This is a genomic window from Cohnella sp. GCM10012308 (genome assembly GCF_042649185.1).
Taxonomy (GTDB): domain Bacteria; phylum Bacillota; class Bacilli; order Paenibacillales; family Paenibacillaceae; genus Cohnella.
Genome location: NZ_JBHRYU010000027.1, coordinates 21,122 through 42,372, shown reverse-complemented (window position 1 = coordinate 42,372; position 21,251 = coordinate 21,122). Strand labels below are relative to the sequence as shown.

Genomic DNA, 21,251 nt, shown 5'->3' with positions numbered 1-21,251 from the left:
TCTCACTCCAATCTCGGAATAATCAGCTTGCGCCCCGCCGGCAGCCGCCTCGGATTGTCGATGCCGTTGGCCTCGGCGATCGCCCGCCACTGGGACGGGTCTTCGTATTCTTCGGCCGCGAGCATCCACAGCTGTTCGTCTTGCTTCAGCGTTTTTTGCTTCGTTCGGTCGGCCGATTGGCGCGGCACCTGCTGGTACTGCTCCGTCATGCCGAGCACCGCGCGCAGCGTCACGTTAAGGGTCGCCCGCACCGGAATGCCCGAGTCCAAGAACATCGTAAAACGCTGGGACACCTTCTCCGCGACGCCTTTGAAGTTAAGCGAGCCCCACACGAACCTGCACAATGGCGGCGCGTGCAGATCGCTGTCGACCTGCAGCAGCCCGCTGATTTTCGCCGTATGCGCGCGGACGTCGGTCCCTTTTTCGTAGGTGTCGAAAAAAAGATCCATCGTCAGCGTCGTCGCCTCGCCGCTCACGAACTGGGCGATCGGCGACTGCAAACCGGGCACGGCATGCCACGAATAGCTGTTGCCTGCCTGCAGCATGTATTCGCCCGGATTGAACAGCACGTCGACCGTCTCCTGCGAATTGCTCTTGATGATGACGATTTTGGCTTTGGATAAGGCCATCGTGAATTCCTCCGTCAATATCCGCTAAGACGCTGCTCGAACTTCATTCGGCGCATCAGCGCCGTGTATACGGTGTCGGCCAGCCGCTCTGGATCGAGCTCCGGCATCTCGCGCACCGCCTGCTGGAGCTGCTCGGTGCTAAGTCGCGGCGGCTCCTGCGCGACGGGCTGCATCGGCTGCGGCTGCGCAGGAGCCGCAGCCTTGGGCGTTCGCCGCAGCTCCAGCTCCGCGTTCGGCGCGGCTTGGGGCTGCGGCGCCGGATGGCCGGCTTGCTGCGACCGGCGAAGCCGCAGTTCGGCCGCCGGCGCCTGCCGAGGCTGCGCGCTTGGCGCGCCGGCCTGCCGTGCGCTGCGCTGCAGGAGCGCGGCGGCTGGCGCCATCCCAGTCTCGTCCGCCGGCGCGGCGGTCCGGGACGCTGCGCGGTGAAGCTGCGCGGCGGCTGGGTCGGCGGCGGATACTGCCGCGACGGGTGGATGCGCTCGTGCCGTCGATTGCGCGGCGGCTAGCGGCTTCGCAAGCTCGGGCGGCGCAGCCAAGCGCTGCTCGATACGGCGCAGCTGGACAGTCGTGGCGCCCGCCGAAGCGGTGCGGACATGCAAGCCCGGTGAACGGGCGAATGCCGGCGATCGCACCGTCGATGGCTGACGCGCATTGATAAGCTGGCGCCCGGCGGTTCTCTGCGCTCCATCGATTGGCGAAATGGCATTAGCCGCGGGCGAGCTCGCGCCGCTCGGGACGGCTGCACGACGAGTCGAGCGCGCGGTCAACGCAACCGGCTTAACGGGGCGCAAACGCTCGGCAGCATGTGCATCCTGCCGGCCTGCTTGGCTTCGCGACGTTCGGCCGGCATCTTTCGGTTGCTCACTCGAGAATTTCGTCTCGAGCGGCACACTGGCGCTAGAAGCGCTTGGCGCCGGCCTGTTTGGTGCTAGCCGCTGCGCGGCTGGCGCGTAGGATGCGGTCCGGGCAATATGCGTTCGGTATGTGATCGCACCGTCCCGCCCCGTGTTCAAGACGTTCGCCTCCCGGCTTAACTTTAAGCGCTGTAAAGGACGTGTTTTCGTCCCGTCAAACACCAGCTTCGGTCTCGTCGTTCCTTGAGATGGCATCGCGTCCGCCGCCGATTCCGCCGCCGAATGGCGTTCATTGCCCCGCGCAATTCGATTAAGGTGGCTTTTCGTCCTATCGTTAATCGGCACGTTTGCGAATCCGGCCGCATTCTCGCCGATAATTCGCGTTTTCGGATAAATGACGCTCGGTGCTTCAGTCGAAGCGTTCGCGGCAACGTTCGGCGACGAAGGCAACGGAGGCCGCGTGCCGACCGAAGCTGCTGCTACGCGTAACGGCGCCGCGATCTGTCTCAATGGATCTCGCATCGTAAGCCGCGCCTTCGGCGCAGAAGCCGCTGAATCTTCGCGCCCGCTGCGACTCGGATCCGACGAACGCGTGCCGGCTCCGCTCGCAGCAGGACCATCGGCCTTTTTGGATCGATGAATCGGGTTCATCGTCCGACCTGCCGCATCTTGAAATGCGTAGGGCTTCCTCGGCGTTAAGGCGCCCGATATCGGAAGCGCTTCTCTCAACCCCACGTTGGCGTTTTCCGCATTCGTCACGCGCTTCCGATTTTCGATGACCATGTTTATGGCGCGGTTGCCTGGCTCCGACTGGCCGACCCGGTGCTTGGACCGTTGTGCCGCAATCCCCATCGGGGACGATCCTGCTGCGCCATCGCGTCCTCCTGATTGTCCGGTAGCAGCACCTGGAAAATCGGCCGTCCGGCTAGGCGTAACGCCTGCCGCGAATCGTCCAGCGGCCGCTTTCGTTCCGTCCGTACCGCCGGACGATATGCTGCGTACGGCGCCAAGCTTAAAAACAAGCCGCGGTGCATTTGTTGCTAAACCTTCGCCGGCTCGTTCAAGCGCCGAACGGCTCAGCGAGTCTTGAGCGCCGGAATGACGGATTCCTGCGCCTCTCGAAGCCCGAACGTCTGCGGTTCGACCGCTAATTGCCCTTGGAGCGTTAGACGCGTTTATTCGATCCTGCCTGCCGACGCGTTTGCTTACCGCAGTTCGCCCTTCGGTTGGAAGCCCAAGCCTGTCGTTACGTTTCAGGATCAGGGTCGGTGCCGGTTCCAAACGTAACCCTTCCTTGGAACGAGTCGTCTGTATGCCTCGGAGACGAGCGGATTGCAGCCGCGGTTGGCCGTTGCTTTGCTGAACCGCGGCACGAGTATCTCCCAAGGGAGACGACGCACCGGTCGATACATGCGGTATAGCCAGAGGCGACAGCGCCGAACTGCGAAGCGCTCCCGCCGCCGGCTGACGCTCCTCATTTAAGCCTTGTGACCGCCCCCGACGCGCACGGATGCTGCCCCTTAGTCGACTGCTTGAAGTCCGGTCTTCAGCATCCTCGTGAACGATAAGCGGCATAGGGTCTGATGCATTCGTTAAGTTAGCGGCTCTGGTCTCCGTTTGCCCGCTTGCGATATCGGACTTCGCCGACGCTGCGGCCGCTTCTCCAATCTGCAATGTGAGCGGAGCCTCCCAGGCAGATGGCCAGCGGGAGCCATAGGTTCGATTCAGGGCTGTCGACGGCGCTCCCTGCACGAATGCGCGGCGAGCGACATTATGCACCAATACCTCTCGTCCGGTTGCCTCTTCTCTATTAACTGCTTCTCTCTCAACCGCTCTCGCGGACAACGATAATCGAAACGGCCAGGTAAATGCTTGCTCCGAACCAGGCAGCCGATTTGGATCGGCATGATCGGCAACAAGACCGGAAATCGATCGTTCATTCCCTATCGGCTCTTGCTCGGACGAAGAAGACTCAGGAAGTCCTTCTCCATCGAAAGTCGCCTCCCCGATTTGAGTAAGGCTGCGATTAAACTCGTTTGATGTTTCGTTTCCGCGTCTTACCGACGCTGCGCGAGCAGCCGGATCCCTGTCGACAAACTCACGCTCTTCATGAGTCAGGTCAAAATCCCGCGCTTGTCCGTCCTCGCCCCTGCCGTCGAGTCTTCGTTCGCCCAGACGATGCTGATCCGTCTTCCCCTGCAAGCCGTGATCTCGTCCGGCAGCGGACATACGCTGCGAATTCGGCAGCTTTTGGTCTGCAATCTCGTCCTGTTTGAAAGGACCAAGAGAGCCAGGTCGCTCTTGCGCTATTTCCCCGCTATCCTTCGACTGCCGGCTGTCCGCAACTCCGTAAGCTTGTTCCGAATCATGGCCAGTAGCGGTAAGGCTCATGAATTCGGTTGCGTTCTCCACCGGACGAGCGTCAGCTTCGTAAGCCCCGGTAGTCTGGGCCTTTGAATTCGAAACGTTTGTTTGACTGCCGCTCTCCGGCGTTACCGAATAGCGTTGCAGCGGTTCTACCGGTGGAACGACATTCCAATCATTCCTTCGTTCCGAACTGTTCGCAGAACCGTTCCCCCGCGGATGAAGGACATCCGATTTCTCTCGCCGCGAATCTTCTGAATATTTTGGTTCGTTTGAAGCCGGCTTGCCTGAATGACTCACACGCTCGACTTGAGGTACCGCCGCCGTTCTTACATTAGAAGCGACAGCTCCGCGCCGTTGTCGACGGACGCGTGCATGAACGAATCCGGGCGAAGACAATGTCAGTTGCCGGATCGCGGACAAAGGAGTTCCCCCCGGGCCGGCAGACAGACGGGCAAGCAGCTGGCGAACGGCCGGCTGGGACACTGCGATGCCTTTCATAAGGGCCGGCGTCCTGGCGCCGATGCCGGGCAAGCCTTTATTGACCCGCGAAGGCCGCCGCAAAAATCTCGCGCGCACGCGATCTGCGTTGGAAACAGCTCGGGCCGCACCGAATCGATCCATCTGCCGAGCGTTCGGACTTGCCGATGCATGTTCAGAACCTTTGGAATACGGACCGTTTTCCCGCCCGTCACGGTGCGACGGCTTGTCCTCTGACTGCTTCGCGTCCGAATGGCGCACGCCGCTGCGATGGCCGTCGTCCGGCGTAGCACTCCATTCATTCGCTTCATCGAACGCTAGCTGAGGCTGCGCGCGCTCCTTGCGTTCGGCTTCAGCAGACGAATCATTCGCAGCCGCTTGTTCCGAATGCGAAAGCGGCAGCTCCTCCAGCTGGGATATATGCTCTAGACCCTCAGCTCGCTCCGATAGTTCCGGACCCAAGACAACGTTTTTTCCTTCTCGCCGTTCTGTCGGCTGCCGATCGCGGCCGTTCGAAGCTTCTTGACGAGCCTGCTGCTGCTGCTGCAATGGGGTGCCGTTTTTAAAGGTGTCCGAGCCTCGCTCTTGCGGTCCCCGTTCCTGTCTGTTCCGATCCGGCGTGCTCTCCTGTCGGCCGCGCTCCGCTCCGATACGACCTGGCGGTAGCTGAAGCTCACCTTGCTCGCGCGTCTGCGATTTAGGGAGCGGCGCTTGCGATCTATGCATTGGATCGCCCGCTTCAGGGCGACGCTCTTGTTGACGATGTTCGCGCAATTCCGCTTCCGGCTGCCTACGCTCCTGCACAACGCGTCCCTGTTCATTGCGTTTTTGCTCTATTGGGCGCTGCTGATCGTTGGGTACCTGCTCTTTGCGCAACTGCTTGTTGAACTCGCCCGGCTGCGTCCTTCGCTGCTGCTGTAACAGCTCGCGTTCGCCGTTTTCCGGCTGCCGCGAACCCGCTCGTTCTCCGACTTGCGAGCCGCCCGCGTCCTTCCGCACGCTTGCACGCCTTCCGGCATCCGTTCGCGGCTGCGCGGCCGTATACGGTTGACGGACAGCCTGCTCCCGTACGACGCGCTGCTCTCTCACAATACGTTCGACCTCGCGAACGACGATCGTATGCCGCTCGACCACGCGCTCCTTGACGATCGTACGGACCTCGCTGCGCATCGGAATCCCGGTCGGCTGCATGGAGGACGGAATGGGAAAAGTTCTCTTATGTTCAATCGGCGCATGAGCGGGCCGCGCTCGCTTGGAAGAAGTCGGAACCGCACGGAAAACAAGAGCGGGCCGGGACGATTGCGCCTGACCGCGAAGCGAAACGTATTTGCGCTTGATCGCGTCGGCAAAAGCCCCGTTCTCCGGCTTGGCGCCGGTCGCCGAAAGGCGACGAAGCCCCCCTTTGAATCGCTTCATGCTCTTCCTCCTTCCGCACGGAACGCCTGCAAGCAGCGCGGCCGTAAAACAAGAACGCCTTTTTTTATTTTTTGGAGAAAATCGCCTTTATGCCGTTGTGCACCAGCTCGACCGACTCAATGGCGACATCGCTAGAGCGCGCATCAAGGGACGGACCGGTCCACTTGACCGGATAAGCCTCAAAAAAATTCCAACGGCACAGTTCTTCTCCGTCCTGGCGGTACAGAATGATCGAGCCGCTCTTGCGCGTCACCGAGCCGCGAGAGGTCTGCGCGTACCAGTCCCACAGCGCGGACGACGAGGAAAAGCCGCGACGCAGTACGATTTGAGCGTAACGCGTCCCTTTGGGGAAACGATGCGTATAGCCGTTCACCCCGCCTTCGCGGTATTCCTCGTACTCCGTCTGCGATTCGAGCCCCTGCACGTCGGAGAAGCCGGCCACCAGCATCCCGTCCAGCTCGACGTCGAAACGGAAGCTGCCGAGCACGTCGCTGGTATTGCCGTTTGCCCCCATAGAGCCGGTCACCTCCTGCTGAATACGTCGAACGGGTTGTTTTTATCCGGCTCGTCGTTCAACTTCTTGTTGATCTTCGAAATCTCGTCGCACCAACGTCTGCGTTCGCGATGCTCCATATTCATAATGTCGTCGTGCGGCCAATGGAAGTAATAAGCGATAAAGCCGACCTCCTCGTACAACCGGTCTGCGGCGTACGTTACGAGAGGCCCTCCGCTACGGACAAAAAATCGACTTCCACCTCGAACTCGTGATCGCATTTCGGACATGCCGTTTGCAATTTCGGTGTTTCAAGATCGTTAATCTGACGGTATATATTTTGAAGATAGGACAAGTCTGCCGTAAAAAGCTTCTCGATTACCTTGGTGTCGACGTGCTTCAGCTCGCCAAGTCGCGTCACGACGCGCGCGAGCAGAATGACGGTCAAATAGCTGGCATTTTGCTGGACGCGAGGATCTCTCATGGGCAGGATCTCGTCGGCGGCCGTAGCCAGCCGCATAACGCCGCGTTTGTGCAAATTGCCGGCATCGTCGACATAACCACGGGGAAGCTCGAATTCATATTCGGTTTGAAAGGCCATGATGCTCCTCCAGTCTTAAAATCAATATCGCGATCAGCCATGCGGACAACTTGGTCCGCTGATGCATCCGGCGGTAACGGCGGACTGCAAGAAAAGCGGGTCCCGACAATCGCGACCTGCGCTTCTGGCAGCCGGCTACATAAGCATTGCGCCGCAACGTACAAAATTACGCCGGACATAGCGGTGCAAGCTTAAATCGCTCGGCTTAAATGCGGGAAAGCTGCCGGCAGACGAACATCGCAGCTGCCGGTCAGCTCTCCAGCCGCCCCGAGGGGCATAGGATATTATTATTGCGTGCGCGTCATGCCTTCGTGCGCCAGCTCGAGCAGCTCGATCGCCGCTTCGGAGCCTTGGCCGTTGAAGTTCGGCGCCGTATAACGAACCGGCCAGGCTTCGATAACCTGCCAAGTCGCCACGTCCGTGCCTTCTTCGTCGATGGCGATGATCGTCACCGTCTTGCGCTCGACCGTGCCGTTGACGCAGTCCTGGATCCATTCCCACAGCTCCAGGGAGTCGGTCGCGCCCCATTTGAGGCTGATGTTGCCATAACGCGCGAGCCCAGGGAGCTTGCGCGGCGTAATGACTTCGTTGCCTTCGCGGTATTGGATGACGTCGAACGAAGCGTCGAAGCCCGACACTTCGCTGAAGCCGGCTTGCTGCAAGCCTTCTAGCTCAACGCGGAATCTAAAATTGCGGTACGGATCTGTACGTTCTCCTGTCATGGGTATCCCCTTCCGTGAATATCATGCGCGCCTCCGGGCGGCGGACGGCGCTATGCTGCGTTGCCGTCCTTTATTCGGAGCCCGTCTTCTGCGTGATGCGGAAGATGACGAACTCGGCCGGCTTAACCGGCGCGACACCGATGACGCAGATGAGGCGGCCGTTGTCGATATCGTCCTGTGTCATCGTGGAGCGTCCGATATCGATGAAAAACGCCTCGGACGGGCTGGAGCCGACGAGCGCTCCATCGCGCCATACGCGCGTCAGGAACGCGTCGATCGTCCGCTGAACGCGAGCCCATAGCTGATCGTTGTTCGGTTCGAAGACGACCCAATTCGTGCCGGCCTTGATGGAACCCTCAAGGAAAATGAACAGACGGCGCACGTTGATATACTTCCAGAGCGAGTTGGAAGACGCGGTACGAGCGCCCCATACGCGGATGCCCTGGCCGGTGAACGAGCGGATCAGGTTGACGCCGGCCGGATTCAGGATGTCCTGTTCGCCCGTATTGTACTGAACGTCAAGACCTACGACGCCGCGCAGAACTTCGTTCGCCGGAGCCTTCTGAACGCCGCGCGTCGTATCGGAGCGCGAGTAAATGCCTGCCATCGTACCCGACGGAGGCACGAAAATGTTGCGCTTGTCGAGCGGATCGAACACCGACAGCCACGGATTGTAAAGCGCGGCATAGCTGGAGTCGAACAGGTCGCGGTGCGTCAGCACGTCGGCCACCTTCGTTTTTTCGCGCGGAATGTCAAGAATCGCGAAGCGGCTGCCGAGGTTCTCGCAGTGCGCAACAAGCGACAGCTGGACGTTCGGATCGGTCACGCCGGGAATGGCCATGATGCTGACCACGTCGTTGTCGATGAACGACTGGATGCCCGTGCGTCGGCCCGGACCGCGGTCTTCGCCGATGAAATCGGCGGCGGACAGATTGCCCACGGTGCCGTCGCTGCCGCCCGTCAGGACGAACTCGACCACGCCTTCGGCGTCGCCGGTCAGCTGTTCGAACGGAGCCGTCGCGGACGTCGATGTGACGAGCGCGGACACGTCGACCAGGTTGGAGCGGCTCGCTACCTTGTCCACGTAAGAAGGCGCTTCGGGATTAAGCGATACCTTTTCGAAAATCTCGACTTCGTCTCCGAATACGACGCTAAGCGTAAACTCGCTCGTCGACAGCACCTTGGTCGGCAGCAGCGCCGTATCGACGACATCGCCGTCAAGCGGCTCTGCCAGCTCGATGATATTGTCCTGGACGCTGACGATGCGGGCCAGCTGGACCTCGCCGCCGGCCGCGAAGGAGACGACGTCGCCCGCGTAAAAGCCGTTGGCGTTTTTAACGCGGTAGCGCTTGTCGTTCACTTCGTAAATTTGCGTCTTGGCCTTGCTGGCAGGCGCCAGCGATACGCTGACGAGATTGCCCCAAGCGCCAGGATTCTTAGCGGAGATGGAGATAACGTCCGCCAATTGCTCGCCGTTGGAAGCTGGCTTAGCGTCCGAAGGCGCTACCCGCGTGACGTAGCAGCGCGAGCCGCCGTTCATGAAAAACTGTTCGACCGCATAAGCCAAATAGCGATAGCTGCCGAAGGCGCTCTCGGACAAGTACGAACCGAACGCGCGCTGAAAATCGGCAGGACCGGTCACAAGCAAAGGCAGCCCCTCTACCGCGCCGCGCTGGGCAAGACCGATAAAACCGGCCGTGCTGGTGCTGACGCCCTCAAGCGGTCTGGACCCGCTCTCGAATTCCTCTACATATACCCCAGGCGACAAATAATCTGCCATACTCCCCGGCTCCCTCACGGATGCATCCTGATGTCGTTCTCGATGCGGCATCCGTCAGCGGCCAGTTCCTCCTCTCTGCTGGTGGGTTAAGCGCTGCGGACGAGTAGGCAGCTTGTCCGCAGCCAGAGTCCTCGTTGCCTAGACTCGGAATCTGCGCTCCAAACATGCCTCCCTGACTGCAGCCTTTCGAAAATCTATAACAATCGCCGCCGCGCATGCGGCCGTAGCCGCGTGCGCGACATCGTCATGCCCATTGTCTGCGCGGCAGCCGCCTCTTTGCAGGCGGCGGCCGCTATGGCAACGCCTTCATCCGGCGGGCCATGCGATGATGTCCTGCCGGATCACTGTCCCGCCCGTCGCGGTCCATTCGGCGCGGATGCGCTTCTTCCCAAGCGCGAGCTCCGCGTGAACGCGGAAACGCGTAGGATAAGCGCCGCGCAGCGCGAGCGTCGCGGCGCCATCGGTTCCGGTAAGCGCCACGGCCGCAGGCAGCAACAGCGCGCCGCGCCGCCAGTCGCGCGTTACCGGCGCTTCGAGGGACAGCAATCCTGGCTGTCCCGTGTCCGGACCGACGCCGCACCGCTCCGTCGCCTTCCCGCCGCGCTCCGCGAGGATAAAGTGATCGCCCGGCAGCAGCCGGCCGCCCTCCGCCGCGCAGCGCAGCTTGTCCGACCCGGCCGCCAAATCGTCGGCAAGCCGGCCTCTGCTGCAGCCTTCTTCTTCGGCCCAAGCGTAAATCCTGACGTCCGGAAGGGGCTTGCAGTCCGCGCCGATCACTTGCAGGCCGAGTCCTGTCGCTCCCGGCGGAGCCGGAAATCTGGGACCCGGCAGCACCGGCGCGACGACAACCGGGGACTGCCTCGGGAGCGCCGTCAGATCGACGATCCTGCGCAATAGCAGCCGCAGCGGCGCGGACACGGTCAAGCTGCATTCGGACGCCTGCACGTCCATAAATGCATAACCGCCGTCCGGCGTGCGCAGCGGCTTGTAAGGAAGCCCCTCGAGCCGCACCGTTACGTCGGGTCCGGCAAGCGGCCGTCCCGTCCAGGCGTCGACCGGATACACGACCAGCGAGCACCGCGAGACGAAGGTCGATTCGGCCCTCATCGCGGCTCTCCCTCGCCCATGTCGCGCAGCGTAATGCGCCGCTCGACGACGCGCGGTCCCGGCTTTACCCGGTTCGACTCCAGCAAAATCGGTCCGACCCGATATACGATCGATAGCTTGTAGGGCAGATCGCCGAACTGCCAGAGCCTCACCAGTTGATCCGTGTCCATGTTCTCTGCCGTAATGCGCAGCTCCTCGCCGGACATCGCGAGCGAGCCTTCGAGATAAGGCGCCCGCAGCACGGCGTTGTCGTACAGCGTCTGCATCACCTTGCCCAGCATGAGATGCTCGTCCAACGTTCGGGCGAGCGGCTCCGCGGCCGAATGCGCGGTGACCAGATATGTAAGATCCAGCGCCAGCGGAGGAAAGCGGAGCTGGCCGCCCTGCGCCTGCATCGCGTTTCTCCGGGCTTCCCCGCTCTCGCGGACGCCGACGAGATATAGAGACAAGCTAAGGTCTCCTTTGTCCGCCGGCGAAGCCAGGCCGATCAAGTCCGGACGGGCGATCGGATCGGGCGACAGCTGCTCGCGGAGCAGCTTCAAGAGACTTGCGCCGACCTCCGCGATCGCGGTATAGGAGCCGATGGATGACACCCCTCTCGAAGGCGAAATAATGATAAGCTTGGCCGAAAAGCAGATTGCTACAATTTTCGCCAATAAATTCATTATATCGGCATTTTCTCAAAGTGGCTATCCAAAACTTGCATCGGAATCGCCTTCATAGGGAGCAAAATTATCTTTGACCCAAATCTTCCCCATTTTGCGCAGCTCTTGCGCAGACGCTCGCACCAGATGCGGCATCCCGATCGGCTGATCTTCTCCTGCCGCCAAAAAGGCGGCGGTCAGTACGATATTTTTGATATGGCCGCCGGCCACGTCAAGCCTGGCGGCCAAAAAGGCCAAGTCCAGATCGTCCGCAGCCGGTACGGACGGCGGCAGATGCGTCCTGAAAATGCGCTCGCGGTCCCCGGCGTCCGGCGCGGGAAACTTGATGACCGCGCTCATCCGGCGCAGCAGCGCTTCGTCCATGTTCTGCAGCAGGTTCGTCGCCAAAATCGTCACGCCGTCGTACGCCTCGATCCGCTGCAGCAAGTAAGCGGCTTCCATATTGGCATACTTGTCGTGGGCGTCTTTGACCTCGGTCCGCTTGCCGAACAGCGCGTCGCCTTCGTCGAAAAACAAGATGGCCCCGCTCTGCTCGGCTTCGGCGAACAACTCCCTTAGTCGCTGCTCCGTCTCGCCGATATATTTGCTCACGATGCGAGACAGATCGATCCGGTACATCTCGAGCCCCAGCTCGCCTGCGACGATCTCCGCTGACATCGTCTTGCCGGTTCCCGGAGGTCCGGCGAGCAGCAGGTGAAGTCCGGTGCCGTACGGCAGCTTGTCGCGAAATCCCCACTCCTCGAGCACCCGTCCGCGATGCGCGAACCGGCCGCATGCTTCCCGCAGCAGCGCGAGCGGCTCGGGCGGCAGCACCAGATCGTCCCAGCTTCGCTTGGGCACGATGCGTTCCGCCATCTCGGACAACCTGTGGCGGAACTGGCCGCGCGCGGCTTCCTCCAGATCGGCCGCGGTCGGCCAGGCGCGGCCGGCGCCCGAGGCAAAGGTCCGCGCCTGGCGCCAAGCCTGCTCCGTCTGGCCCGGGGACAGCCTGTATTTCTCGGCGAGCGCCCGGAACTCGCCGTCCTCGTACCGGTGCGGCATCGGCCCCGATATGCCCTCGCGTCCGCCCGTCGCCGACGCCATCCACAGCGTCTCGAGCCTGGCCGCATCCGGCAGGCCGACCTCGGCCTGCCAGAACATCCGCCCTTCGGCGGCGGGCAGGCTATGCGGCGTACGCCGTTCGCGGCTGCACCAGGCGACAAGCGGCTGCGTGGCGTAGGCCGCATAGCTTGCGAGCGCATCGCCGTAGATGCCAAGCAGCGCCGGGTCTGGCGCCTTCGCGCCTTCGCCTTCCGCGAAGCATAACGCAGCGCCGTTCAGCAGCGCCTCCCGGACGAGCCGGGCAAGCGCGGCGGCGAGCTTGCCCGGCTCCGCCGGCAGCCGCTCGACTTGCGCGCAAACCAGCGCCTGTCTCCTTGACGCCGCCAATCGCCGCACGCGCAGCTGCTTGCCGGCGCCGGCCGGCCCCCACAGCTGCACCATCGGCCAGTGCGCGTGCGTCCGGGCTTCCCCCGCATCCGACAGCGGCGCCAGAATGCGCCACGCCTCGTCGCCCTCCGGCAGCTCGGGCAAATCTTCTGCGCTCGTTCCAAAGCCGCGGGCGATGCCGTCAAGACGCGCGTCCAGCGGCTCCGCCCCCAGCACGAAGCTGACGATGCGCGGATCGAGCCGCAGCGGATCGCGGAAGGCGGGCGTCCGCGCGTACGGCTCCTCGCCGGCCTCCAGCAGCAGGCGTCGCAGCAGCGGACTCGCGAGAGAGCGACGCGCCTCGGCGCGCTCGCCCGCGCTGTCGCACAGCAGCCGCAGCGCCAAATCCGGCGTCGCCGCCTTCAGCGTCACGTCGTCGTTCAGGTATCCGAACCACTTTTCATAGCGGCGGCTGCATTCGCCCGCGATCGCGAGCACGACGAGCCTACGCTCCCAGCGCGACAGCCCGAGCCGCGCTTGCAGCGCGGCCAGCGGCAGCGCGATCCCTTCCTCCGCGGTCTGCCGTTCGCGGTCCGCCATCCGAGCTTCCGCGTCGCGCCGCCGGGCGACATAAGCGGCCCACTCCGCCGAAGCCGGCTCATCTTCCGCAGGCTTGCGCAGCAGTTCTTCCGGCGTAACAACGAGCCCCCGCAGCGCAGCCAGCGGATCGGCGAAGGGGTCCTCGCCCGAAGGACCGAGAAGCGTCCGCATGCCTTCTTCCAGCAGCAGCAGCTCGTCCGCAAGCAACAGCGCGCCGTCCCGGTATGTAACGTTGTCGCTCAAGACCGTTCCTCCTTCCCTATCGCCGCATCAGGCTTAGCACCGCGATGTCGTCCGATTGCGGCGCGCCGTCGGCGAACATGAACACGTCCATGAGCAGCGCGTCGATCACCTCGGCGCTCGACATGCCCGGCGTCATCTGCAAAAACCGCTGCAGCCGTCCGCCTCCGTACTGTTCCTGCGCGCCGTTTTCCGCTTCGGTTATGCCGTCCGTATAGAGTACGAGCCGGTCGCCTTCGGACAGCGTCACGACCGTGTCGTAGTAGCTCGACTCGGGCATCGCCGCAAGCGGCAGGCTTTTTCTGAGCTTGAGCGGCTGCACCTCGCCCGTCGCGCGCACGAGATACGGCGTGCAATGTCCGCCTTCGCTAAGCGTCGTCTCGCCGGTATCGGCGTCGAATACGCCGCATACGATCGTCGCGAACAGCATCGGGTCGTCCGCCGCCAGCTCGTCGTTGACCATGCGCAGCAATTCGCCGGGAGACAGATCCGGCTTCATCTTGCCTTTGAGCAATGTCAGCGCGACGGCCATAAACAAAGCCGCAGGTATGCCTTTGTCCGACACGTCGCCCAGCGTAAAGAACAAACGGCTCTGATCGATTTTATAGAAATTGTAGAAATCGCCCCCGACCTCTTTGGCCGACTTAAGCAGTGCGCACACGTCGTACGGCTCCTGGGCCGAGGGCATCGTGCGCGGCAAAAAGCTCATCTGGATGCCGCCGGCGATCTGCAGCTCGCTCTCGAGCCTGTCCTTGATCTTGGTCGTCGCGGCCAGCGCGTGGATAGAGCTCTCGAGCTGCTCGTAAAGCCTGGCGTTCTCGAGCGCTACCGCCATCGGCTGCGCGACCGCTTCGAGGAGCACACGGTCTCGCTCGGTGAACGGCTGGCGGCCGCGTTTGTTGACGACCTGCAGCACGCCTTCCACCAAGCCGCCTTTGACGATCGGCACGGTCAGCAGGTTGCGGGTCTCGAAGCCGGTCGTGTCGGCCACCCTGCTGGACCAGCGCGGATCCGCCGCCGGATCGTTAACGACGATGCTGTCGCCCGATTGCGCCACGAGTCCCGCAATGCCCTCGCCGACCGGCAGCCGGATGCGCTTGACCTCTTCCCCCTTGCCGCCCGTGGCGACCTCGAAAAACAGCTCTTGTCTCTCCCGGTCCAGCAGCAGAACGGAAGCCGCCTCCACCGGCAATATCGTTTTGGCCCGCCCGATGATCAGCTCGATCTGCTCGCTGCGCCGGAGCGTCGAGTTCAGCTGCAAGCTGATATCGAGCAGCGTGCGAGCCTGCCGCACGCGGGACCGGCAGACCGCATAAACGGCCGCGCCGCCGGCAAGACCTCCCGCCGCGACCGCCGGAACGATCGCCGCCCACAGCATGTCCATCGTCTTCATCCCCCTCCGCGCACGCGGCCCGAGCCGGCGTACGCCTACTGCGGCTCCGTTCCGTTATCTGGCCGCCAGCGCCGCCGCCGCCTGATCCGCCGTATCCGCCGTCTCCAGAATGCCCAGCAGCCCCGACATCTCGAACACTTCGCGCACCGCTTCGCTCATGCCGGCGCAGATCAGGCTTCCTTTAAGCGCCTTCGTTTTCTTGGCGGCCACGAGCACGACCCGGAGCCCGGCGCTGCTTATATATTGGAGAGCAGTAAAGTCGAGCACGAACCGGCTATGCCCTTCGCCGGCCAAACGAACGAACGCCGCTTCCGCTTCCGACGCGTTCTGCCCGTCGAGCCTTCCTTCTATAGAGAGAACGGCGACGCCGTCCTTCACCGTTGACTTCAAATCCATTTGTCGCACCTCGCCTATTCGTATTTTATCATCGTCAGCCTGTTGCCCGAAGGGAGCCGTTCGTACCGCAGCTCGTCCATCAGCTTTTTGACGAAATAAACGCCCAGACCGCCGATCTGACGGCTGTCCAGATCCTGCGTTAGGTCGGGGTCGGCCTTCGCGATCGGATCGAACGAGGCGGCGTTGTCCTCCAGCACGAGCCTGACGCCCCCGGCCACTTCCGCGATCGTCAGGCGAATCCGCGGATCGCCTCCGTCCGGATAGCCGTAGGACACGATATTCGTCAGCAATTCCTCGCAAGCCAGCGTCAACTGAAGCTTCATGCGTTCGGACCATCCCAGGCGCCCGCCCGTCGCGTCCATGAAACGATGAAGCGAATCAATCGCGGACAAGCCTTCGTCCAGCGCAACCGCGCAGCTCCCGTCCGCTTCGGGTTCCTGGCGCACATTGTCGTTCCAAGCGGTCAATGGCTTCCCTCCGTCCGCCGTCAGGCGATGACAAGACGTTATTATTCACGCGTATCATACCATAATCCGACAAAAAAATAGCCGTTTACGGCAAACGAATCGTATTTGCGGGGGAAAATATAAGCTATAATAGAAAACAAATCTAAGAACGGAAAAGAGGTCGCGACCTTGAGCCGCCTTTACGCCCATAACCGCCAGCAATCCGCTTCCCGGACCGGCGCTTCCGAGAAGCCGCAGCAGGGCAAGCCCGTCCAGATGCTCGCGATGCAGCGCGCCGTAGGCAACCGGGCCGTCCTGCAGATGATGCGCGCAGGCGAGCTGTCGCCGGAAGAGTCGGCCGCTCCCGCCCAGCGCAAGCAGGAACGCCCCGGCGCGCTGCCGCTCGACGTGCAGGCCAAGATGGAAAAAGTGATGGGCGCCGATTTTTCCAACGTCAACGTCCATGCCAATTCCTCGCAGGCTTCTAGCGTAGGCGCGCTCGCCTACGCGCAGGGCAACGACATCCACTTTGCCCCCGGACAATACAATCCCGACTCGCAGAGCGGCCAGAAGATCATCGGGCACGAGCTGGCGCACGTCGTTCAGCAGCGTCAAGGACGCGTGCTGCCGACCGCACAGCTTAAGAGCGGCATGCGCCTGAACGACGATCCCGCGCTAGAGAAGGAAGCGGACGCGCTCGGCGACAAGGCGGCGGCGACGCCGGACCAGGCCGAGCCGACCATCCAGCGGATGGCCGATCGTCCGACGCCCGGCCTCCCCGAGCATGTCGCTCCCTTTATGCCGGTACAGCATTCTTGACCGTACGCCGTACATATTTCGGAGCATTTCCGGTCCGGCCGTCTTAATCATTCATTGCCACTCGCCTATCGCTAAGGAGTCGTGCATTTATGAGTTCATTTCAAGCCAAATCCCGCCCGTCGGGAGCCGCCGCACAGACCGCGCAGGCCAAGTCAGCCTCTTCGCGGGCATCCGCCGCTCCGACGGCGGCGACGCTGCAGCGCATGCAGTCGCCCGCCGGCATATTGCAGCTCCAGCGCGCCCTCGGCAACGCGGCCCTGATCCAGATGCTGACCGACCCGGCCAAGATGCCTGCCTCGATGCCATCTCCGAACGCTTCGAAGCAGACGTCGCTGGCCGGCGCTCATTTGCGCAGCTTCAAAAAGGAGACTGACGCCGGCGGCACCGAGTCCTTCGAGGTCGACGAAAGCACGATGGTCGGCGGCAAGATCAAGTATCGCGGAGAGCTGGACGTCTACGAGGTGTACGACAAGACGGGCGGCTGGAAGCTCGCGAAGTTCGGCTCCGATTACGGCTTCATCCGCAAGGACAAAGTGAAGGCGCTCGGCGGCATCGCCGGCGCGCGGGACAAGCTGGCCGATATCAAGCAACAGCAGTCCGGCGCCGCGCTGTCTACCGTCGGCACCAACCCCGAGGCGGAAGAAGGAACGGAAGAAAACGTCGAGACCGCGGATAACCTCAAAGAGCTCGGCACCCTCGTGCCGGGCACCAAGTCCGAACAGCTCGAGGATGCGATCGACAACCTGAAGGGCGTGGAGGGCGCCGAGGACCAAAAGGAAGCGCTCGAAAACCAAAAGAGCCACCTCGACGTCGGCACCAATCCGCTCGAATTCGTCATGTCCGGGGTAGGCGGTCTCATCGCCATGAAAAAAACGATCGGCGCGTACAAAGACCCCGAAAAGTCCAAGATGGACGTCGCAGAGGGCGTCATCGACACCGCCGACGCCGGGACGAAGATGGTGGAAAGCAGCTCGGGCCTTATTAATGACGCGGGCGTCGTCCACGGGACGGGAGAAGTCGGCGATGCGGGCGCGGTCAGCGACTGGGCCGGCTCGGTCGGAGAAGCGATCGCCGCGATCAAGAGCGCGTTCAGCGTCGTCAAGGGCATTTACGATATGTTCAAAAAGGGCATGAGCGACGAAGGCCTGAGCAAGGACGAAGCGGTAACCGGGACGCTGGACGCGCTGGAAAACAGTCTTCAAGCCGCCCAGGGCGTCCTGAAGACCGTAAAGGCGATCAAGGACATACTGGATATGGGTACCGCAGGCCTCGCCGCCGCCATTCCGGGCGTAGGCATCGCCATCAGCGGCATATCCATCACGATCAAGACGTACAACGCGGTCAAAGCGACGGTATCCGCCATGAAGATGACGACGGCCAAGCGGGATTTCAAGTCCGCTTACGGCGCCGGCGGCAAAAACAAGGATTATGTCACGGCGGGGAAAAAACGCACGCTCGGCGGCGTCCATCTGTGGACGACGAACGCGGGCACCGATCCGGCCAAGCTCAAGCAGCGCAAGGACGAGCTGACAGCGCTCGGCACGACGGCTTCGCCGGAGGAAGTGCAGGAGCTCAAGGATATCACGGACTACGAGCTCGCCAAGGAAATGAAATACATCAATCGCAAGCGACAGGTTCGCGGGACGATCGAGATCGGCCTGGAGATGACCAACATCGCCGGCGATATCGCGACGCTCACCGGCGTCGGCGCGCAGGTCGGCATTCCGCTTAAGGCGGCCGCCGGCGGCGCCGGCGCGGCGATGAAGGTGGCGCGTACGGTCAAGCAAGCCGGCCGGGACCGTGCCTCCAAGGCGGGCGCATGGGGCATCACGAAGGCCGTCTTCAATGCGGACAAGTCTTCCTCCGCCAAGATGGCCAAGCGTATCCAGCACAGCAATCTGATCTTGGAGATGGTGGCCGCGCTGCCGGAATACCGTCCTGGCGACGATGGTATTATCAAGCAATACAAGCGCGTCGAGAACTTCATTTCTGCCAGCGGCGTGTCTACTGCCGAATTGTACCGCCTAAACGGAAATGTAGAGAAACAGCGCGAGCTGCTCGTAAACGGCATGAAGCAGCGCTGATCGTACGCCATGACGAACAGCGCGGCGCAGATTTTGCATTTACTCCGATTGAGAAGGTGAGCTTATGGACAATTTTACGAATGCGCGGGACTTGGCGGAGCTCGGCTTTTTGCAGCAAGCGCTGGAGGAAGCCGGCCTGCCCTCACGCCTGATCGAACCGAATGCGGAGGTACCGATCCCCGCCCTGCTCGCTTCGCCGGACACCGACGACGACAGCGGAGAACAGTATTTGACTTTTACTTTCGTGCCGCTGGATGACGAGGATATCGGCGACCTGCGTCTGCTGCAGGTTTACACCGTCGTCGCCCCTTCCGTCGTATCCGAAGCGCGCGCCGGAGCGGCCGAGCTGCTCATGGCAGTCAACAGCCGCCTCCCGCTCGGACATTTTAGCCTGAACGACGCCGGAGAGCTGTATTATCGCTATGTCTGGGCGATCGGCAGCGCGCACAAACTGCCGCAGCCCGAGGCGCTGCATGTCATCGATCTGTTCCTTATGACGCTCGGCATGTTCGCAAGCACGATCGGCGAAGTCGCTTCGGGCAGCCGTCCCGCGGCCGAGGCGATCGCGGCCTTGAATTCTTAAAAAGGGCGCTGGCACAATGAAAGCTTGCTTCGATTTATTTCCATTATATTGAAGATGTTCCATATGGAATTACTTGGCCGCGATTGCGGTGCGATTCAGCAAAGTAGTCCTATATGGAACTTCTTTGCCGCGGTCGGCGGTGCGATTCGGCAAAGTAGTCCTATATGGAACCTCTTGGCCGCGGTCGGCGGTGCGTTCGGCAAAGTAGTCCTATATGGAACCTCTTGGCCGCGGTCGGCGGTGCGAATCGACAAAGTAGTCCTATATGAAACCTCTTAGCCGCGGTCGGCGGTGCGATTCAGCAAAGTAGTCCTATATGGAACCTCTTGGCCGCGATCGGCGGTGCGAATCGGCAAAGTAGTCCTATATGGAACCTCTTAGCCGCGGTCGGCGGTGCGATTCAGCAAAGTAGTCCTAGATGGAACCTCTTGGCCGCGGTCGCGGTGCGATTCGAAATGGTAGTTCTATATGGAACTTCTTTGCCGCAGCCCGTAACGTGATACAACAAAGAGGCTCTATACGGAGCCTCTTTGTGTCGGTTTTAAGCGTGGTCCCGCAGCAATCGTTTGTGCACGTTGAAGCTCGGTATCGCCTATCTTTTTGCCGCGGATACCCGCAGCTCCATGCCTTCTGCTGCAAAGCGCGCCCATGCGGGCAATCCGTAATCCCGCCTGAAGTCGATATCGTGGGACATGTGGGTGAACACGACCGCAGGCGCGCCGACCTCCTCGGTCAATTGCAGCCCTTCTTTGACGTCGTACAAGGACCGCGTCTCCATCGGGTACGGCTCCTCGTAAAAGCTCGTGCCGAGTATCAGCAGCGACAGCCCATGCAGCGGCTCTTTCTGCTCGTCCGACAGGTCGATCGAGTCGGGACAATACGCGAACGATCCGCCTTCGGGATGATCGAACCGATACGCGTACGAATAGCCGTTTTTGCCGTGGTTCACCTTCCATGCCCGAATCGACCAGCCGCCGTAAGCAAGCTCGCCGGCCTGCTCGAGCGGCCGATGGAGAAGCCGCCCCCCGATCCACGGATAGCGCGTGGCGACGTCCTGCAGCACTTCGGAAGGTCCGTACAGCTCGGCCGTCATTTCCAGCCAGCGGCAGGCGTCCGCCCATTCGGCGAGCCCGCCGATATGATCGACATGCGCGTGCGTCAGCAGCGCCCGCTCCACCCGCCTTGCACCGAGCCGCTCCATCTGATGTCGCCAGTCCGGCCCGCAATCCACGAGTAGCGGGAGCTCGTCTCCCGTATTGAGCCAGATGGACGAACGCCGTCTGACGTTCAGCCCGCCTCCGCGAGCCTCCTCGCAGACGGCGCATTCGCAGTAGACGCGCGGCGTGCCCAGGGAATCCCCGTTCCCCAGCACCTTGATGATCAAATCCTGATGTTGCGTTGCAGACACCTTGCTTACCTTCCTTCTGTAAGTCGGAGACTATTGAGAACCTTCGCTGCCCTGCGGCTTCGCTTAGATCGGCAACAGCTCGACGTTATCCAGCGCCTCTAGACGCGAGACCATCGTCTCCCAAGCTTCCGGCTTGTTAGGGAGCGCGGCGTAATACCAGCGAAGAAAACCCGCGGCAAGCGATGCAGGCAGCGTAGTCAGCGCATCGTCCAAGGGCCTGAAGCACAAATCGAGGCCTTCTACAGCCTTGCCCTCATGATCCCACGACGGATGCACGTATGCGATATTCAGACGCTTGAAGCCAAGATGCGACAGCACCTCGCGCCTGACGGCGGGATGCATCGGGCCGACCGGACCGGCGGCTTCCCCGTCGCCAAGCTGCGCCGGATCGTAAATCTCCGCGAACATGCCGAGCATCGGCACGCCGCTCTCCGCTTCCAGCCGTTTCAAGTGCGCCTCGCGCTGTACAAGCAAAAATCGTCCGATATCGAGTCCCGGGCGCCCGACGATCGTAAAGTCGGTCATCGCCACCGCGAATTCCGGCCGGTAGCGGTATTCGGTCGCGCCGACCACTTCCCCGTCAAGCACGGCGATAAAAACCTGGATCGTCGGATCCAGCAGCGGCTCCCGCCACAGCTCGAATGCCAGAACCTCCTCCGGCGGGAATACGCGTCCCATCAATTCATGCATTTTCAAAAAATACGGATCCTCGATCGATTCGATCTTGCGGTATTCCAATGCCATGTCGATTCCTCCTTATCCGG

At 62.0% G+C, this 21,251-nt stretch carries 20 protein-coding genes; 4 read left to right on the top strand and 16 right to left on the bottom strand.

The features are described 5' to 3' along the window. Window positions 1–2 precede the first annotated feature (2 nt). From ACFOTD_RS24240 to ACFOTD_RS24230, 3 genes are all read right to left on the bottom strand, one after another. The gene (locus ACFOTD_RS24240; protein ID WP_378122519.1) at window positions 3–629 is read right to left on the bottom strand and encodes a CIS tube protein; all 627 of its coding nucleotides are present in this window, start codon (window positions 627–629) and stop codon (window positions 3–5) included. A 14-nt stretch (window positions 630–643) separates the two neighbouring features. Beyond that, window positions 644–1,261: a flagellar biosynthesis protein FlhF gene (locus ACFOTD_RS24235; protein ID WP_378122518.1), complete on the bottom strand. Its 618-nt coding sequence runs from the start codon at window positions 1,259–1,261 to the stop codon at window positions 644–646. Window positions 1,262–3,597: 2,336 nt separating this feature from the next. Next, the gene (locus ACFOTD_RS24230; RefSeq protein WP_378122517.1) at window positions 3,598–3,744 is read right to left on the bottom strand and encodes a hypothetical protein; all 147 of its coding nucleotides are present in this window, start codon (window positions 3,742–3,744) and stop codon (window positions 3,598–3,600) included. Window positions 3,745–5,038: 1,294 nt separating this feature from the next. Between ACFOTD_RS24230 and ACFOTD_RS24225 the strand changes: the two genes are divergently transcribed. Continuing rightward, window positions 5,039–5,248, top strand: a complete 210-nt coding sequence (locus ACFOTD_RS24225; protein ID WP_378122516.1) for a hypothetical protein — start codon at window positions 5,039–5,041, stop codon at window positions 5,246–5,248. Window positions 5,249–5,807: 559 nt separating this feature from the next. Here ACFOTD_RS24225 and ACFOTD_RS24220 read toward each other — a convergent pair. From ACFOTD_RS24220 to ACFOTD_RS24170, 11 genes are all read right to left on the bottom strand, one after another. Then, window positions 5,808–6,257, bottom strand: coding sequence for a phage tail protein (locus ACFOTD_RS24220; RefSeq protein ID WP_378122515.1), 450 nt, complete (start codon window positions 6,255–6,257; stop codon window positions 5,808–5,810). Window positions 6,258–6,265: 8 nt separating this feature from the next. Next, a complete protein-coding gene (locus ACFOTD_RS24215; protein WP_350356218.1) occupies window positions 6,266–6,517 on the bottom strand; it encodes a DUF6760 family protein in 252 nt (83 codons plus the stop codon). Continuing rightward, the gene (locus ACFOTD_RS24210; RefSeq protein ID WP_277536612.1) at window positions 6,457–6,837 is read right to left on the bottom strand and encodes a phage tail assembly protein; all 381 of its coding nucleotides are present in this window, start codon (window positions 6,835–6,837) and stop codon (window positions 6,457–6,459) included. The genes ACFOTD_RS24215 and ACFOTD_RS24210 overlap by 61 nt, the downstream gene beginning before the upstream one ends. 287 nt (window positions 6,838–7,124) lie before the next feature. Continuing rightward, window positions 7,125–7,559, bottom strand: coding sequence for a phage tail protein (locus tag ACFOTD_RS24205; protein WP_090112549.1), 435 nt, complete (start codon window positions 7,557–7,559; stop codon window positions 7,125–7,127). 70 nt (window positions 7,560–7,629) lie between these two features. After that, window positions 7,630–9,339, bottom strand: a complete 1,710-nt coding sequence (locus tag ACFOTD_RS24200) for a phage tail sheath family protein (protein WP_378122514.1) — start codon at window positions 9,337–9,339, stop codon at window positions 7,630–7,632. Between the two features lie 306 nt (window positions 9,340–9,645). Next, a complete protein-coding gene (locus ACFOTD_RS24195; protein WP_378122513.1) occupies window positions 9,646–10,446 on the bottom strand; it encodes a hypothetical protein in 801 nt (266 codons plus the stop codon). Next, window positions 10,443–11,039 carry a Pvc16 family protein gene (locus ACFOTD_RS24190; protein WP_378122512.1) on the bottom strand — a complete coding sequence of 199 codons (597 nt, stop codon included), beginning with the start codon at window positions 11,037–11,039 and terminating at the stop codon, window positions 10,443–10,445. Before ACFOTD_RS24190 ends, ACFOTD_RS24195 begins: the two co-directional genes overlap by 4 nt. 96 nt (window positions 11,040–11,135) lie before the next feature. Further along, the gene (locus ACFOTD_RS24185; protein WP_378122511.1) at window positions 11,136–13,361 is read right to left on the bottom strand and encodes an AAA family ATPase; all 2,226 of its coding nucleotides are present in this window, start codon (window positions 13,359–13,361) and stop codon (window positions 11,136–11,138) included. 16 nt (window positions 13,362–13,377) lie between these two features. After that, window positions 13,378–14,742 (bottom strand): PP2C family protein-serine/threonine phosphatase, encoded by a 1,365-nt coding sequence (locus tag ACFOTD_RS24180; RefSeq protein WP_378122510.1) that lies wholly within the window; start codon window positions 14,740–14,742, stop codon window positions 13,378–13,380. 63 nt (window positions 14,743–14,805) lie between these two features. After that, window positions 14,806–15,147 carry an STAS domain-containing protein gene (locus ACFOTD_RS24175; protein ID WP_378122509.1) on the bottom strand — a complete coding sequence of 114 codons (342 nt, stop codon included), beginning with the start codon at window positions 15,145–15,147 and terminating at the stop codon, window positions 14,806–14,808. 14 nt (window positions 15,148–15,161) lie between these two features. Next, window positions 15,162–15,614 carry an ATP-binding protein gene (locus ACFOTD_RS24170; RefSeq protein WP_378122508.1) on the bottom strand — a complete coding sequence of 151 codons (453 nt, stop codon included), beginning with the start codon at window positions 15,612–15,614 and terminating at the stop codon, window positions 15,162–15,164. 168 nt (window positions 15,615–15,782) lie between these two features. Here ACFOTD_RS24170 and ACFOTD_RS24165 point away from each other — a divergent pair, with 168 nt between their 5' ends. From ACFOTD_RS24165 to ACFOTD_RS24155, 3 genes are all read left to right on the top strand, one after another. Then, window positions 15,783–16,412 carry an eCIS core domain-containing protein gene (locus ACFOTD_RS24165; protein ID WP_378122507.1) on the top strand — a complete coding sequence of 210 codons (630 nt, stop codon included), beginning with the start codon at window positions 15,783–15,785 and terminating at the stop codon, window positions 16,410–16,412. A gap of 89 nt (window positions 16,413–16,501) precedes the next feature. Further along, window positions 16,502–18,496: a hypothetical protein gene (locus ACFOTD_RS24160; protein ID WP_378122506.1), complete on the top strand. Its 1,995-nt coding sequence runs from the start codon at window positions 16,502–16,504 to the stop codon at window positions 18,494–18,496. A 64-nt stretch (window positions 18,497–18,560) separates the two neighbouring features. After that, window positions 18,561–19,079, top strand: a complete 519-nt coding sequence (locus ACFOTD_RS24155; RefSeq protein ID WP_378122505.1) for a YbjN domain-containing protein — start codon at window positions 18,561–18,563, stop codon at window positions 19,077–19,079. A 592-nt stretch (window positions 19,080–19,671) separates the two neighbouring features. Here ACFOTD_RS24155 and ACFOTD_RS24150 read toward each other — a convergent pair. Continuing rightward, a complete protein-coding gene (locus ACFOTD_RS24150; protein WP_378122504.1) occupies window positions 19,672–20,487 on the bottom strand; it encodes an MBL fold metallo-hydrolase in 816 nt (271 codons plus the stop codon). A 63-nt stretch (window positions 20,488–20,550) separates the two neighbouring features. Further along, window positions 20,551–21,225 carry a GNAT family N-acetyltransferase gene (locus tag ACFOTD_RS24145; RefSeq protein ID WP_378122591.1) on the bottom strand — a complete coding sequence of 225 codons (675 nt, stop codon included), beginning with the start codon at window positions 21,223–21,225 and terminating at the stop codon, window positions 20,551–20,553. Window positions 21,226–21,251: the final 26 nt, after the last annotated feature.